Origin of the sequence: Microbacterium sp. HMWF026, from assembly GCF_003061325.1 — a bacterium.
Lineage (GTDB): Bacteria > Actinomycetota > Actinomycetes > Actinomycetales > Microbacteriaceae > Microbacterium > Microbacterium testaceum_E.
In genome coordinates this window covers 2905-17301 of record NZ_QAJB01000120.1, presented here as the reverse complement: position 1 = coordinate 17301, position 14397 = coordinate 2905, and the positions used below count along the sequence as shown (strand labels likewise).

Genomic DNA, 14397 nt, shown 5'->3' with positions numbered 1-14397 from the left:
TTCGCAAACCGTCGACGTCGACGGTCCCCGTCATGTTAGCGCTCACAGTCACTGTCACAACAGGGTCGTCGCAACGGAGTGATAACGACCCGCGCATCCCGAAACGACCGACGGCCGGGGCCCGCCGTCCACCACGACGGCCGCGACGCGCGCCGCGTCAGCGCGAGGAACGCGTGACGGGTCGCTCGATGGGCGCGGAGTCGCGCACGATCAGACGCGTCGGCAACGGCGTGCTCTCGCTCACCGTGTCCGGTTCTTCGACGGCGAGGAGCACCTTCTGCATGAGGATCTCGCCGAGGGCGGCGAAGTCCTGGCGGACGGTCGTCAAGGACGGATAGAGGAACGCCGCCTCGGGCACATCGTCGATGCCGACCACGCCGACGTCCGCGGGAACCCGCACCCCGCGCTCGCGAAGCGCCGACAGCACGCCGATGGCCATGTGATCGTTCGCGACGAAGATGCCCTCCCCCGGTGCGATGTCGGCCTCGCCGGCGATCCGGTAACCGCTCGCGGCCGACCAGTCGCCGTGGACCACACCCATGGCTTCGCTCCGGGATGCCGCCAACTCATCCCTCCAGCCCCGCAGACGTTCGACGGCGTCGGGGTTGCGCGCTGGTCCGGCGATGTGGCGGATGGGGCCGTAGCCCGCTTCGCGCAGGTGCCGCACGGCGCTGCGCGCGGCGCGGTACTGATCGATCGCCACCAGGCGCGGGTGCGGGCGGCTGGTGGTCGCGACGGCGACGAGCGGGATGTCGAGTTCGAGGGCCTGGACCGCCGCCAGCACCTCGGTGTCCACCACGATGAGGACGATGGCATCCACTCGCTGCTTGAGAAGACCGTCGATCGCGGAGCGCACCGCGGCGACCTCGTTCTCGGGCGAGCTGATCGCGTCGACGTTGTACCGGGCGGCGCGGGCGGCGAAATTGAAGTTCATCGCGATCGACGACGGGCCGTAGTCGACCGACCCCGGCTGGACGAGGCCGATGGTGCGGGTGCGTCGCGTGACCAGAGCGCGCGCCGCCGGGGACGGGCTGTAACGCAGCTGGGCGATCGCCTGCTCGACGCGGGCGCGGGTCGCCGGGCGCACGTTCGGCATGTTGTTGAGCACGCGCGACACCGTCTGATGGGACACCCCGGCGAGCCGTGCGACGTCGAAGATGTTGGCGGTACGTGCGGGTTTGTCGTCAGTCATCGGCGCCCGCCTCCGGGCTCTCGGGCTTGGCCACGAGAGCCAGGAGGGCGTCAGGTGTCAGGTCGACGGCGGGCACGATCTGCGCGACGACGCCGTCGCGCATGACCGCGACCAGGTGCGCGACGCGCAGCACCTCGTCGAGCTCCGCTGAGATGTAGATGATCGAGAGACCGTTGTCGGACAGCTCGCCCACCAGGCGCTGGATCTCGGCCTTGGCGCCGACATCGATCCCGCGCGTCGGCTCGTCGAGCACGATCACCCGCGGGGAAAGCGCCAGCAGTCGCGCGAGCAGCACCTTCTGCTGGTTGCCGCCCGACAGCGTCGACACCGGTCGGTCGATGTCGGCGGGTCGGATGTGCAGCGCCTCGACCCAGCTGTGCGCGAGCTCACGGCGGCGGGCTGTGCTCAGCCGGTGGAAGATGCCGCACTGCGCCTGCAGCGCGAGGCTGATGTTGTCGAGAACGCTCAGATCGCCGATGACGCCCTCGGTACGACGGTTCTCGGACGAATAGGCGATCCGCTGCGCGATCGCGTCGCGCGGCGAGGTGAACCGGACGGGCTGCCCGTCGATCGTCACGTCGCCCGTCGTCGGGCGGTCGACGCCGGTGAGCGCGCGCGCCAGCTCGCTGCGGCCGGACCCGAGCAGGCCCGCCACCCCGATGACCTCGCCCTCGCCGAGATCGATGTCGGCCTCTCTCAGACGAGGGCCCGAGGCGATCCCGCGCGCACCGATCACCGAGGGGCTGTCGTCGTCGTCGAGCACGCGTTGCCCGATCGGCGCGAGCGACGAGGCCGCGGCGCCCAGCATCTTCTCGACGAGGTCGATACGCAGCAACTCGCGCGTGGCGTACTCGCCCACGAGGCGGCCGCCGCGCAGAACCGTGACCCGATCGCAGATCTCGTAGACCTGGTCGAGGAAGTGCGAGACGAAAACCACCGCGATACCGGTCTCTTTGAGCTCGCGGATGACGCGGAAGAGCTCGGCGACCTCATCGGCGTCGAGGCTCGAGGTCGGCTCGTCGAGCACCAGGACCTTGACGTCGACCGACACGGCCCGCGCGATCGCGACGAGCTGCTGGATCGCGAGGGGGTGCGACGACAGCACCGAGGCCGGGTCGACCTCGACGCCGAGCGCGGAGAGGGCCGCTGCGGCGTGCTCGCGCATCGCGGCGTGATCGATGATCCCCCAGCGGCGGGGCTCACGACCCAGCCAGATGTTCTCGGCGACCGTGAGGTTGGGCAGCAGGTCGATCTCTTGGTAGACCGTGGAGATACCGGCGGCCTGCGCCTCGGCGGGGGAGGAGAAACGGCAGCGCACCCCATCGACCAGGATGTCGCCGGAATCCAGCCGCAGTGCGCCGGTGATGGCCTTGATGAGCGTGGACTTGCCGGCGCCGTTCTCGCCCATGAGCGAATGCACCTCGCCGGCGCGGAGCAGGAAGTCGACGCCCGACAGGGCCGACTCGACGCCGAAACGCACCGACGCCCCGCGCACCTCGAGGAGGGGCGGGGCGACGGTGGCGGGCATGAGGTACATCATGCCTCGCGCGACGCGAGAGCGCTAACACCGCGGGGCGTGTTTTCGGCCGCCGCGGCGCGAGCGGGTCAGCGACTGAGGGCGGAGCGCGAGACGATCACCCGCTGGACGACCACGAAGAGCAGCAGAAGCGCACCGACCGTGATGCGGGTCCACGACTGCTCGGCACCCGAGAACGAGATGATCGTGCGGATGAGGCCGTAGACGAAGACACCGATCATGGAGCCCACCACGAACCCGCTGCCGCCCGTCAGCAGCGTGCCGCCGATGACGACCGCGGCGATGGTGTCCAGCTCGGTGCCCACGCCGTTCAGCGGGTAACCCGCGCCGGAGTACGCCGTCAGGACGATCCCCGCGAGACCGGCGCAGATACCGCTGATGACGTACACCGCGAGCTTCGCGCGCACCACCGGAAGACCCATCAGACGAGCCGACTGCTCGTTGCCGCCGACCGCGTAGACGGTGCGGCCGAAGCGCGTGTAGCGCAGCACGAACGCGGCGAGCGCGACCGTCAGCAGGGCGATGATGCCGGTCGGGGTGATGTACCACCCCGCGAACGAGAAGCGCGTCGACTGCAGCCACAGCAGGCCGTCGTTCTCGACCTTGATGGACTCGAGGCTGACCACGAAGGCGAGGCCGCGGGCCAGGAACATGCCCACGAGCGACGCGATGAACGGTTGCACGTCGAAGAATTGCACGAGCACGCCGATGAGCAGGCCGATCGCGGCGCCGATGAGCACCATCGCGGGGATCGCGACCGCGACCGGCACGCCGTCGCCCAGCATCTTGGCGCAGAGGATGCCGGTGAAGGCCATGACCGCCCCCACCGACAGGTCGATGCCCCCGGTGAGGATGACGAAGGTCATGCCCACGGCCAGGACGAGCAGATACGCGTTGTCGAGCAGGATGGACGACAGGATGCGGTTCAGCTGGAAGTTCGGGAAGTACCACATCGAGCCCGCGATCATCAGCACGAGGATGACGACGGCGGCGAACACCGGGACCCACGAGATGTGGCGGCTGAGGAAACGGCGGTACGAGCCCGCGGGGGACGACGCGACGCGTCGGTCTTCAGTGAGAGTGACCATCAGGACAGCACCTTTGCGTCGGGACGTCGGGTGAGGGGACGCAGCGCGTTGCGACCGGCCGTCTGGAAGAAGGCGCGGAAGCGAGGCGACTGCAGGAGCACGACGATGAGCACGGCCGCGGCCATGAACACCGGGCTGACGGCGGGCGGGACACCCAGGAAGGTGATGGTGCTCTTGAGCGTCTGGATCGTGAACACGCCCACGACGGTGCCCGCCAGGCTGAACTTGCCGCCGGCCAGCGAGGTACCCCCGAGGACGACCGCGAGGATGGCATCCAGTTCGATGTAGAGACCGGCGGCGTTCGCGTCGGCCGCCATGATGTTCGAGCTGTAAAGGATGCCGGCGATACCGGCGAGGGTTCCGCTGGCGATGTACGCGCCCCAGATGATGCCGCGGGAGCGGACACCGGCCAGTCGGCTCGCCTCGGGGTTGATGCCGACGGCCTCGGTGAGCATGCCGAGGGCCGTGCGACGCTCGAGTACACCGACGATGACCACCGCGGCGATCGCGACGAAGAAGGCGAACGGCAGACCGAAGACGTAGCCACCGGCGATGAACTTGTACGGGTCGCTGTTGATGGTCGTGATGAAGCCGCCCGTGATCAGCAGGGCGACGCCGCGGCCGGCGAGCATCAGCACCAGGGTGGCGATGATCGGTTGAATGCCGAGCACCGACACGAGGAAGCCGTTCCAGACGCCGAGCAGCAGGGCCACTCCGACGGCCGCGGCGATGGCGGTGAAGACCACGCCGAGGTTGCCGGGATCCGGCGAGGCCTCGATGACGGTGAGGGCGACCGCACCGGACACCGCCATGATGGCGCCGACCGACAGGTCGATGCCGCGCGTCGCGATGACCAGGGTCATACCGAGGGCGACGAGCATGAGCGGAGCGCTGTTGCGGAGGATGTCGATCAGCGACCCGTAGAACTGTCCGTTCTGCATCGTGATGCTGAGGAACGACGGGCGCGAGATGGTGTTGACGGCGATCAGCGCCACGAGGGCCGCGATCGGCCAGACGAGGCGGTGGCTGAGGAATTTCTTCATGCGATCTTCTCCCGATCGGACGACAGTGTCTCGGGCGTGGGGTGCGGTCCTGCGGCGGTGACCGCCTCGGACTGGCCTTCGGCGATGTAGGCGACCAGCCCGTCGAGGTCGACGTCACGGGTGGCCAGCTCGCCGATCTTACGACGGTCGCGCAGAACGGCGACACGCTGAGCGAGACGCAGCACCTCTTCGAGCTCCGAGGAGATGAAGATGACCGCCAGTCCCTTCTCGGCGAGCTCGGCCACCTTGCGCTGGATGTCGGCCTTGGCGCCGACGTCGATGCCGCGGGTCGGCTCGTCGAGGATCAGCAGCTCCGGGGCGGTGGCGAGCCACCGCGCGAGCAGGACCTTCTGCTGGTTGCCGCCGGAGAGGTTGCGGATGAGTGCGTTCGGGTTGGCCGGGCGCACGCCCAGCGCGGTGATGTACTCGTCGACGATCGCCGCCTTCTCGGCCGCGCTGATGCGGCGCAGGGCGCCGCGACGAGCCTGCACGCCGAGGATGATGTTCTCGGCGACGGTCAGGTCGCCGACGATGCCCTCGGCGCGACGGTCCTCGGACGAGAACGCGACGCCGCGGTCGAGGGCGTGACGCGGAGAGCCCAGGCGTGCGCCGGTACCGCTGACCTCGAGGCGACCGTCATCGGCGCGGTCCGCGCCGGCGATGAGACGAGCGAGTTCGGTGCGGCCCGAGCCGAGAAGACCCGCGAGACCGACCACCTCGCCGGGATAGACGTCGAGGTCGACCGGTTCGAGGGCGTTCTTGCGGGCGAGCGAGACCGCGTGCAGCACGGGGGTGCCGGAGCGGTCGATGGCTCGCTCGGCGCTGGCCGAGATGGCATCCAGTTCGCCCAGCTCGCGCCCGATCATCTTGGCGACGAGCTGTTCGCGGCCGAGCTCCTCGACGGGGTACTCCCCCACGAGGGTGCCGTTGCGCAGCACGGTGAGTCGGTCCGAGATCTCGTAGATCTGGTCGAGGAAGTGCGAGACGAAGAGGATCGCGACACCGCGATCGCGCAGATCGCGGATGACGCCGAACAACTGCTCGACCTCACCGCGGTCGAGGCTCGAGGTGGGCTCGTCCAGCACCAGGACCTTGGTGTCGACGACCATGGCGCGACTGATGGCGACGAGCTGCTGGACGGCGATCGAGTGGCTGGCGAGGATCGACCGCGTGTCGATGTGGACGCCCAATTCGGCGAGGTACTTCGCGGCGGCGGCGTGCGTGGCCTTCCAGTCCAGCATGCCCGCGCGGCGGATCTCGTTGCCGAGCATGACGTTCTCGCCGACCGTGAGGTTCTGACAGAGGTTGACCTCTTGGTAGACCGTCGCGATTCCCGCGGCCTGAGCGTCGGCGGTGGAGCGGAACTGCCGCTCCTGCCCGTCGACGCGGATCGTCCCCTCGTCGATGCCGTAGACACCCGTCAGGGCCTTGATGAGGGTGGACTTTCCGGCGCCGTTCTCTCCCATGAGGGAGTGGACCTCGCCGGCGTAGAGCGTGAAGTCGACGCCGTCGAGCGCCTTCACACCGGGGAACTGGATGCTGATGCCGCGCATGGCGACGACGGCAGCACGTTCGGAAGTCATGTCCGACCGCTTTCTGAAGAGTCATGGGGTGTGCGGGGCCGGTCGGGGAGTCCGGCCCCGCACACCGGGGGAGGTTGCGTCAGGCGTCGGGGAACGCCGTCAGCGGGGGGTGTCTGGATCAGTAGGGACGGCTGTCCAGAACCTTCTTGGCCTGCTCCTGGTCGAAGGCCTGGTCCTCGACGATGTACTGCTTGTCGACGGACTCACCGGCCACGACCTTCTTGACGACCTCGGCCGTCTTCTCGCCCAGCAGGGGGTTGCACTCGACGATGTAGTTGAACTCGCCGTTGGCCAGGGCGGTCATGCCGTCCTTGACCGCGTCGATCGTGACGATCTTGATGTCGGTGCCGGGCTTGAGACCCGCGGCCTTGATGGCCTCGAGGGCGCCGAGGCCCATGTCGTCGTTGTGCGCGAAGAGCACGTTGATCTGCGAGCCGTACTTCTGCAGGAAGCCCTCCATGACGGTCTTGCCGTCGGCCCGGGTGAAGTTACCCGTCTGCGAGTCGAGCACCTTGATGTCGGTGCCGGCGATCGCGGAGTCGAAGCCCGCGGCGCGGTCGGTCGCGGCCGACGAACCGGTCGTGCCCTCGAGAACGACCAGGTTGGTGGGCGTGGAGCCGAAGTTGTCGGCGACCCACTTACCTGCGGTCTCGCCCTCCTTCTTGAAGTCCAGGCCGATCCAGCTGGCGTAGAGGTCCTTCGACGCCGAGACGGTGCGGTCCTCGAGGATGACCGGGATGTTGGCATCCTTCGCCTCCTGCAGCACGTCGTCCCAACCGTCGGTGACGATGGGGGCGAGCACGATGGCGTCCACACCCTGGTTGATGAAGCTGCGCACCGCGGCGATCTGCGCCTCGGGCTTGTTGTCGGCCGCGTTGAAGACGAGGTTGAAGCCGTTGGCCTCGCTGAACGCCTCTTTCATGGACTCGGTGTTGGCGCTGCGCCAGCCGCTCTCGGAGCCGGTCTGAGCGAAACCGACCGTGATGACGCCGTCGCCACCGCCGTTGCCGCCTGCCGCGGCACCGCCGCCGCCCGCGCAACCGGTCGCGGTCAGGGCGAGAGCGCCCAGGAGCGCGACTCCCGCGATGATCTTCTTCGCCTTCATGGTGAAACCTCCTCGTTTCGCCGGCCACTGTGCCGGGTCATGTGATGCAGCTCTCGGGTGAGCCGTTGATGAATGTTAGCGCTCACACAACGCGTTCTGTCAAGAAAGACTTGGCAACGGAATGGTCACGACGAGGCACCAGGAGGTCGATGTGAAGCCTCACAAAGATGAGAACTGTATGAGAAATATGGCCCTGCCCTGCCGTTTTGGCAAGCACCGTCCTACGTTTCCGAGCAGCGACGACGCTGTCGCTCTTCCCGAAGGAGAAACTGATGACGGATATCCCCCGATCCCGTACCCGCTCGCTCCGCCGCCTCGTCCTGGCCGGAGCCCTCGCTCTGGCCACGGCGGTGACGCCGGTGGTGGTGAACGCCGCCCCCGCCGAAGCGGCCGGGCGCCTCACGTACACGCTGTACGAAGAGGCATCCCCCACCGCCGACCAGGCCGACGCCTACGCGCGGATCCGCGCCGCGATGGACGCCGCCGTCGCCCGATACAACGAGTTCAGCGACTTCGACCGGCACCTGAACGTGTACTACGTGCCGGGCGTGCCCACCGCCGAGGCGAGCATCGACGGCACCATCCGGTTCGGCGAGAACCGCGGCTTCATGCAGGAGCGCACCGCGCTGCACGAGATCTCGCACACCGTCGGCAACGGCACCGCAGACGCCTGGTACGCGATGTGTCAGAACGGGCAGTGGACCGGACCGAACGCGAAAGCCAAGCTGGCCGAGTTCGACGGCGCCGGGGCCGTGCTCAACTGCGGCGGCTCGCACATCTGGCCCTACGGACTCAACTACGACGACGAGATGTCCGACGTCAACGCCGACCGCCACGTCCAGATCATCTGGGCGATGATCGCCGACGGAATGTGAGAGGTCGCGACATGCGGGTCCGGTCCCTCGCGACCGGCCCGCATGTCGCGATGTTTCCTCGTCGGCGCCGCGACCGTGGCGAACGGCTAGCGTCGAAGGCATGACCTCGCTCCCCCACAACACCCCCGAGAGCACGCCCGCCATCGGCACCTCGGTCTCGGCGGACGACTTCAAGCGCGCCTTCCGGGGCCACCCGGGCGGCATCGCCGTGATCACCGCCTACGGCGAGCACGGCCCCGTCGCCCTCACGGCCTCGTCCGTCTCTTCGGTCAGTGCCGACCCGCCGCTGCTGATCTTCTCGGTCTCGGCCCTTTCGTCGGCCACGCCCACGATCATCGCGGCCGACACCATCGTGGTGCACCTGCTCGACGCCGAGGACATCGGCCTTGCACGCGCGGGTGCCACCAGCGGCCTGGACCGCTTCGCCGACACCTCGACGTGGTCGCGCCTGGCGACCGGCGAGCCGGTCTATCACGGCGTGCGCGCCTGGCTCCGGTGCAAGATCGTCAGCCGGATGGATGCCGGCGGCTCCACCGTCATCGCCGCACAGGCACTTCAGGTCGACGTCGAGCGCGACCTCGAGCCCGGCGAGTCGGGGGCCGCCCTGGTGTACCACAACCGCTCCTGGCACCGTCTGGGCGAGCACTCCCGCCTGGACTGACGAGCCGCGGCACCCGCGAGATCAGTGCGCGGCGGGGGCTCCTCGCCGCACCATGCGCTGGATCCCCGTGACGACCGCGACGATGATCAGCCCGAGCACGAGGCCGAACACGGCCGACATCGCCGTCTCGACGATCCACACCACGACGGGACCCGCCGCCTCGATCGCGTGCGTGACGAGGTGGACCACGTCGTAGGGGCCGTGCCAGAAGGTCTCGGCGAGGTTCTGCAGCACGAGGTGACCCCCCACCCACAGCATCGCGACGGTACCGACGATGCTGATCACACGGAACACCGTGGGCATGGATGCCACGACCCGGGCCCCGAATCGGCGCACGCCGCGCGACTCGCTCTTCATGAAGCGCAGACCGATGTCGTCGATCTTGACCAGCAGGGCGACGGCCCCGTAGACGACGACCGTCATGGCCAGGCCGATGACGAGCAGCGCGCCCAGCGTCATCCAGATGCCGAAGCCGGGGTCGAGGCTCGTCAGCGCGATGAGCATGATCTCGGTGCTGAGGATGAGGTCGGTGCGCACGGCACCGAAGACCAGCTTCTTCTCGTCGCGCGGGGCGTCTTCGTCGTGGGCCTCGTGATGCACGCCGAACCACTCGAGCACCTTCTCGGCGCCCTCGAAGCACAGGAACCCACCGCCGATGATGAGCAGGAACGGCAGAACCCACGGGGCGAAAGCGGTCAGCAGCAGCGCGATCGGGATGATGATCACGTACTTGTTGATGATGCTGCCGAGCGCGATCTTCCACACCACCGGGAGCTCGCGCGCGGGCGTCAGCCCCTGCACGTACTGGGGGGTCACGGCCGCGTCGTCGATGACGACGCCGGCCGTCTTGGCGCTGGCGCGCATGGCCGCGCTGAGGATGTCATCGACGACGGCGAGCAGACCGACCGACATGCGTTCTTCTCCCGGGGACGAGGGTGCGGACACGTGCGGGCCGCGCACCCGAGACTATCGGGCGCACGTCGACGCCGAGAGGGCCTCGCGCGCGGGTCGCGGCATCCCTCCCTGTCGAGGCGGGGCCGACCGTCGCTAGGGTGAAGCCAGCGCTGTGATCGAGTGAAGGGGATGCCATGTCGTTCATCACCCGCGGGTTCTCGGGCCGCCGCCGCGAGCGCGATCCGAGGCTGCCGCCCGGCCAGACGTCGGTGAGCGACTGGCCGGTGCTCTCGGCGGGCCCGACTCCGACCGTCGCCGCGGACAGCTGGGAATTCGTCATCGGCACCGAGAACGGCGTGCACCGGTGGAGCCGCGCCGACCTCGAGGCCCTGGGTGTGGACGACATCACCGTCGACATACACTGCGTCACCCACTGGACCCGGTTCGACATGCCGTGGCGCGGGGTATCGCTGGACCGGCTGTTCGCCGAGGTCGAGACCGACCACCGGTACGCGATGGTGCACTCTTTCGGCGGGTACACCACGAACCTCGCTCTCGACGATCTGCTCGGTGGCAGGAGCTGGATCGCCTTCGAGGCCGACGGCGCTCCGCTCACCCCCGAGCACGGTGGACCCGCCCGACTGCTCGTGCCGCACCTGTACTTCTGGAAGAGCGCCAAATGGGTGCAGGGCCTGGTCACCATGCCCTCCGACAAGCCAGGCTTCTGGGAGCAGAACGGCTACCACCTGCACGGCGACCCCTGGCGCGAGGAACGCTACGGGTGAACCGCCGGACGGCATCCTGGCACGCGGCGACCGTCGTCGGAACGCGCCCCGAGACGACCACCGCCCGCCGTATCGAGCTGGACGTGCCCACCTGGCCCGGCAACGACGCGGGGGCCCACCTGGACGTGCGGTTGACCGCGCCGGACGGCTATCAGGCGAGCCGGTCGTACTCGGTCGCCTCGTCGGGCGAGGGAACGCGGATCATGCTCGCGGTCGACGAGGTGCCCGACGGCGAGGTGTCGCCCTTCCTCGTCCACGAGCTGCGCGATGGAGACCGCCTCGAGGTGCACGGCCCGCTGGGGGCGTTCTTCGTGTGGACGCCGTCGGACGATCCCTCGCCCGTCCAGTTGATCGCGGGCGGTTCCGGGGTGGTCCCGCTGTTCGCGATGGCATCCGCGCACGTCGAGGCGGCGGACGCGACGGAGTTCCGCCTGCTGTACTCGGTGCGGTCCCCGGACGACGTGTTCTTCGCCGAGGAGCTGCGGGCGCTCGCGACCTCGGTCGATCTCGACGTCGTGTACACACGGGCAGCACCGGCCGACTCCCCCACCCCCGTGGGGCGGCTGACTCCGGAACGCCTGCGCGCCCTCGCCCTTCCTTCCGAACGTGCTCCGCGCGTGTACGTCTGCGGCCCCACCCCGTTCGTCGAGGCCGTCTCGCAGTGGTTGCTGGCGGGCGGGCACGACCCGGCGCGCGTGCGCACCGAGAGGTTCGGAGGGTCGTGATGGGCGTTCTGGACGGCAACGTCCTCGCCGGGCGGCTCGACGACCTCTTCGGAGGGGATGCCACCACCTCCGCCGCCCGCTGTCGCCACTGCGGGGCACGTGGCGTGCTCGCTGACGTCGTCGTGTTCGCCAGCGAAATGGGCTTGGTGGCGCGCTGCCGCGGCTGCGACGGCGTCCTGCTGACCATCGTCGACAGGGGCGATGGGCGTTCGTGGGTCGGGATGCCGGGCCTCGACGGCCTGGAGGTTCGACCGCGCTGACGGCCGCGGGACGCGAAAAGCCCCGGCGAACCGGGGCTTTTTCGGCGGAGACGGAGGGATTTGAACCCTCGGTCCCCTTACGGGGACTCCACCTTAGCAGGGTGGTGCACTAGGCCTGACTATGCGACGTCTCCAGGTGATCACGCTGTTCGCGCGAGCACACCGGTCCATACTAACCGGATGCCGCCCGGCATCCGAAACCGAGATCGGATGCCGGGCGGATCGGGTCAGCGCACGTTGCCGTTCGAGCAGGTGGCCTGGGCGGCGGTCTGACCGGCGATACCGTCGGGCAGGACCACGGCGCCCGAGGTGGGGGCCGGGGTGGGCTGCGCAGAGTCGGACGGAACCGGGGCAGCCGTCTCGACCGGCGCGGGGGTTTCGGACGGCGCCGGGGTGGCGCTCTCGTCGACGACCACGCCGTTACCGTCGCTGAGCTTGCCCGATAGCTCGAGCGGCTGGTTCGCGGCGAGCGCGGCCCACAACGTGTCGGCGTCCTCAGTGTCGGGGACGACGCGGTTGGGGTTGTCGGGATCGGTGTAGGTCGGGTACTGGATGAAGACGATCTCACTGAAGGGGACGTCCTTGACCGCGGAGGCGATCTGAACGAGCGTCAGCGGGTTGGTGAGCGATGTCGACGGGTCGACGTTGCGCAGCGCGGTCGACGCGAGCTTGTACAGCGTCGCGGGGTTCGACAGCACCTCTTGGCTCTTGAGCTTGTTCGCCAGACGCGACATGTACTGCTGCTGGTTCGAGATGCGGCCGAGGTCACCGCCGTCGCCGACGCCGTGGCGGGTGCGGAGGAACTGCAGGGCGTCGAGTCCCTTCACCTCCCGCATCCCGGCCGGCCAGTCGATGCCGGTGTACGGGTCTTTGATGCCGTTCGCGATGCAGACGTCGACGCCGCCGATCGCGTCGGTGATGTTGATGACGCCACCGAAGCTCACCTTGGCGGCGAACGGGATCTCGAGGCCGCTGAGCTCGGACACCGTCTGGACGACGCACGACAGCCCGCCGTACATGAAGGCGCTGTTGATCTGCTGCTTGCGCATCGCGGAGTGCTCGACGCCGTCGGCATCCGTGCACGAGGGGATCGGAGCCATCAGGTCGCGCGGGAACGAGATGACCGTGACCCGGCGCGGAGCGTCCGAGATGTGCACGAGCATGTTCACGTCGTTGAGGTTGCCCTCGGAGTCGGGCCCCGAGCACCGCTCGCCGAAGTACTGGGCGAAGTCGGGTTCGCACTCATCGGTACCCACCAGCAGCATGTTCACCCCGCCCTCGAGTTCGCCCAGGTCGGGCGGGACGGCGGGCTGGCCCTTGAGCTCGACGGCGTCGGCGGTGAAGCTGCGGGTCAGGTCGGCGGCGGCGTAGGCCAGGACAGTGCCGCCCGAGACCAGCACGACCGCCAGGAGGATCGCGACGCCGCGCATCAGCTGCGCGACGGGCCCGGGCGAGGTCAACCGCCCGTGACGTGCGACCGTGCGTTGACGGCGCGGGGTGATGTTCTTTCTCACTCGGGTCCTTCCGTGACGGATGCCGCCGGCCCGGCGACGCGTCGACCCGTGCGGCGAGGCCCGAGGTCGGAGCCATACTAGGGATCCCGTGCTGTGAATGCCGTGAAGATCGGGCGTTTCACCCGGCGTGACCCCGTGTGGACGATCGCTTCGGGAGCGATTCAGCGACGGTAGGCGTCCCCGCCCGAACTCTCGTTCGGGCGGGGTTCGACTGACGCCATGTGGCGGAGGGTGTGGGATTCGAACCCACGGGACATTGCTGCCCACTGGTTTTCAAGACCAGGTCCATCGGCCGCTCGGACAACCCTCCCGGACGCCCCGAGTCTACCCAGGGTGTCGGGGGCCCTCGTCCAGGCCCCGAGCCAGATTATCGGCGGCGGATAGCGTCGAGACATGGCCACGATCGCGCGCAGCCCCTTGGCATCCCTCTTCCTCCGTCTGGGGAGTCAGGTGTGGGTGCGCGCCGCGCTGTTCACCTTGATTGCCATCGTGGTCGCCCTCGCGGCGCGGTTCGTCGGTCCGCTGCTGCCGTTCTCGTTCCGGTTCGGTCTGGCCGACGGCGCCGTCGACGAGCTGCTGCAGATCATCGCCACCGCCATGCTCACCGTCAGCACGTTCTCGGTGACGGCGATGGTCACGGCCTTCTCGTCGGCGACGACGACCGCCACCCCGCGGTCCACGCCCCTACTGATCGCCGATCCCACGTCGCAGAACGCCGTGTCGACCTTCGTCGGCGCGTTCGCCTTCTCGCTCGTCGGCATCGTCGCCCTGTCGACCGGGTACTACGAGAGCCAGGGGCGCACGATCCTCTTCGTCGCGACGCTCGTCATCATCGCGATCGTCGTCGTCACCCTGCTGCGCTGGATCTCGCACCTGTCGACCTTCGGACGCATGGCCGACGTCATCGACCGGGTCGAGAAGGCCGCCACCGTCTCGCTCGAGACGCACGCGACGCACCCGACCCTGCAGGCGCACGCCGCCGTCGCGATCCCCCGCGGCGCGGTCGCCGTGCACGCCGACGAGGTCGGCTACGTCACGCACGTCGACGTCGCCGGACTCGACCGCCTCGCCCGGCAGCACGACGTCGCGGTGCACGTGCGGGCCACCCCCGGGCGCATCGCCGACGCGCGCGTCC

Annotated in this window: 14 protein-coding genes and 2 tRNA genes; 6 read left to right on the top strand and 10 right to left on the bottom strand. The window is 68.9% G+C overall.

From position 1 onward, the window contains the following. Positions 1–157 precede the first annotated feature (157 nt). From DBR36_RS05525 to DBR36_RS05500, 6 genes are all read right to left on the bottom strand, one after another. Positions 158–1192, bottom strand: a complete 1035-nt coding sequence (locus DBR36_RS05525) for a LacI family DNA-binding transcriptional regulator (protein WP_108317925.1) — start codon at positions 1190–1192, stop codon at positions 158–160. Continuing rightward, entirely contained in the window at positions 1185–2720 is a 1536-nt protein-coding gene (locus tag DBR36_RS05520; protein ID WP_258222580.1) for a sugar ABC transporter ATP-binding protein, read from the bottom strand. The genes DBR36_RS05525 and DBR36_RS05520 overlap by 8 nt, the downstream gene beginning before the upstream one ends. Before the next feature lie 77 nt (positions 2721–2797). Next, positions 2798–3817 carry a sugar ABC transporter permease YjfF gene (locus tag DBR36_RS05515; protein ID WP_108317924.1) on the bottom strand — a complete coding sequence of 340 codons (1020 nt, stop codon included), beginning with the start codon at positions 3815–3817 and terminating at the stop codon, positions 2798–2800. Continuing rightward, the gene (locus DBR36_RS05510) at positions 3817–4860 is read right to left on the bottom strand and encodes an ABC transporter permease (RefSeq protein WP_108317923.1); all 1044 of its coding nucleotides are present in this window, start codon (positions 4858–4860) and stop codon (positions 3817–3819) included. Before DBR36_RS05510 ends, DBR36_RS05515 begins: the two co-directional genes overlap by 1 nt. After that, on the bottom strand, positions 4857–6443 hold the full coding sequence (locus tag DBR36_RS05505; protein ID WP_243393041.1) for a sugar ABC transporter ATP-binding protein: 1587 nt from the start codon (positions 6441–6443) through the stop codon (positions 4857–4859). The genes DBR36_RS05510 and DBR36_RS05505 overlap by 4 nt, the downstream gene beginning before the upstream one ends. Before the next feature lie 118 nt (positions 6444–6561). Beyond that, on the bottom strand, positions 6562–7548 hold the full coding sequence (locus DBR36_RS05500) for an ABC transporter substrate-binding protein (RefSeq protein WP_108317922.1): 987 nt from the start codon (positions 7546–7548) through the stop codon (positions 6562–6564). A gap of 272 nt (positions 7549–7820) precedes the next feature. Between DBR36_RS05500 and DBR36_RS05495 the strand changes: the two genes are divergently transcribed. Both DBR36_RS05495 and DBR36_RS05490 read left to right on the top strand, forming a co-directional pair. Continuing rightward, complete coding sequence (locus DBR36_RS05495) at positions 7821–8423, top strand: hypothetical protein (RefSeq protein WP_108317921.1); 603 nt, start codon at positions 7821–7823, stop codon at positions 8421–8423. A 100-nt stretch (positions 8424–8523) separates the two neighbouring features. After that, positions 8524–9084 (top strand): flavin reductase family protein, encoded by a 561-nt coding sequence (locus DBR36_RS05490; RefSeq protein WP_108317920.1) that lies wholly within the window; start codon positions 8524–8526, stop codon positions 9082–9084. Between the two features lie 21 nt (positions 9085–9105). Here DBR36_RS05490 and DBR36_RS05485 read toward each other — a convergent pair whose 3' ends face one another. After that, a complete protein-coding gene (locus tag DBR36_RS05485) occupies positions 9106–9996 on the bottom strand; it encodes a DUF808 domain-containing protein (protein ID WP_108317919.1) in 891 nt (296 codons plus the stop codon). Between the two features lie 176 nt (positions 9997–10172). On the opposite strand from DBR36_RS05485, the gene DBR36_RS05480 reads away from it, so the two are divergent. The 3 genes from DBR36_RS05480 to DBR36_RS05470 are packed head-to-tail and all read left to right on the top strand — an operon-like array spanning position 10173 to position 11748. Continuing rightward, positions 10173–10763 carry a molybdopterin-dependent oxidoreductase gene (locus DBR36_RS05480; RefSeq protein WP_108317918.1) on the top strand — a complete coding sequence of 197 codons (591 nt, stop codon included), beginning with the start codon at positions 10173–10175 and terminating at the stop codon, positions 10761–10763. Beyond that, positions 10760–11488, top strand: coding sequence for an FAD-binding oxidoreductase (locus DBR36_RS05475; RefSeq protein WP_258222579.1), 729 nt, complete (start codon positions 10760–10762; stop codon positions 11486–11488). The genes DBR36_RS05480 and DBR36_RS05475 overlap by 4 nt, the downstream gene beginning before the upstream one ends. Next, positions 11488–11748: a DUF6510 family protein gene (locus tag DBR36_RS05470; RefSeq protein WP_108317916.1), complete on the top strand. Its 261-nt coding sequence runs from the start codon at positions 11488–11490 to the stop codon at positions 11746–11748. Before DBR36_RS05475 ends, DBR36_RS05470 begins: the two co-directional genes overlap by 1 nt. A gap of 45 nt (positions 11749–11793) precedes the next feature. Here the strand turns inward: DBR36_RS05470 and DBR36_RS05465 are convergent. The 3 genes from DBR36_RS05465 to DBR36_RS05455 form a co-directional block, all read right to left on the bottom strand. After that, positions 11794–11882: transfer RNA gene (locus DBR36_RS05465), tRNA-Ser, on the bottom strand. Between the two features lie 93 nt (positions 11883–11975). Continuing rightward, positions 11976–13262, bottom strand: coding sequence for an LCP family protein (locus DBR36_RS05460; RefSeq protein ID WP_108317915.1), 1287 nt, complete (start codon positions 13260–13262; stop codon positions 11976–11978). Between the two features lie 222 nt (positions 13263–13484). Continuing rightward, positions 13485–13572 (bottom strand) — tRNA-Ser (locus tag DBR36_RS05455). A gap of 83 nt (positions 13573–13655) precedes the next feature. Between DBR36_RS05455 and DBR36_RS05450 the strand changes: the two genes are divergently transcribed. Continuing rightward, the coding region (locus DBR36_RS05450; protein ID WP_219927618.1) for a DUF2254 family protein at positions 13656–14397 on the top strand (742 nt) is incomplete at its 3' end.

Excerpts from the sequence above, each read along its gene's own strand:
- DBR36_RS05525 (WP_108317925.1), bottom strand. The coding sequence starts at position 1,192 with ATGACTGACGACAAACCCGCACGTACCGCCAACATCTTCGACGTCGCA.
- DBR36_RS05520 (WP_258222580.1), bottom strand. The coding sequence starts at position 2,720 with ATGCCCGCCACCGTCGCCCCGCCCCTCCTCGAGGTGCGCGGGGCGTCG.
- DBR36_RS05515 (WP_108317924.1), bottom strand. The coding sequence starts at position 3,817 with ATGGTCACTCTCACTGAAGACCGACGCGTCGCGTCGTCCCCCGCGGGC.
- DBR36_RS05510 (WP_108317923.1), bottom strand. The coding sequence starts at position 4,860 with ATGAAGAAATTCCTCAGCCACCGCCTCGTCTGGCCGATCGCGGCCCTC.
- DBR36_RS05505 (WP_243393041.1), bottom strand. The coding sequence starts at position 6,443 with ATGACTTCCGAACGTGCTGCCGTCGTCGCCATGCGCGGCATCAGCATC.
- DBR36_RS05500 (WP_108317922.1), bottom strand. The coding sequence starts at position 7,548 with ATGAAGGCGAAGAAGATCATCGCGGGAGTCGCGCTCCTGGGCGCTCTC.
- DBR36_RS05495 (WP_108317921.1), top strand. The coding sequence starts at position 7,821 with ATGACGGATATCCCCCGATCCCGTACCCGCTCGCTCCGCCGCCTCGTC.
- DBR36_RS05490 (WP_108317920.1), top strand. The coding sequence starts at position 8,524 with ATGACCTCGCTCCCCCACAACACCCCCGAGAGCACGCCCGCCATCGGC.
- DBR36_RS05485 (WP_108317919.1), bottom strand. The coding sequence starts at position 9,996 with ATGTCGGTCGGTCTGCTCGCCGTCGTCGATGACATCCTCAGCGCGGCC.
- DBR36_RS05480 (WP_108317918.1), top strand. The coding sequence starts at position 10,173 with ATGTCGTTCATCACCCGCGGGTTCTCGGGCCGCCGCCGCGAGCGCGAT.
- DBR36_RS05470 (WP_108317916.1), top strand. The coding sequence starts at position 11,488 with ATGGGCGTTCTGGACGGCAACGTCCTCGCCGGGCGGCTCGACGACCTC.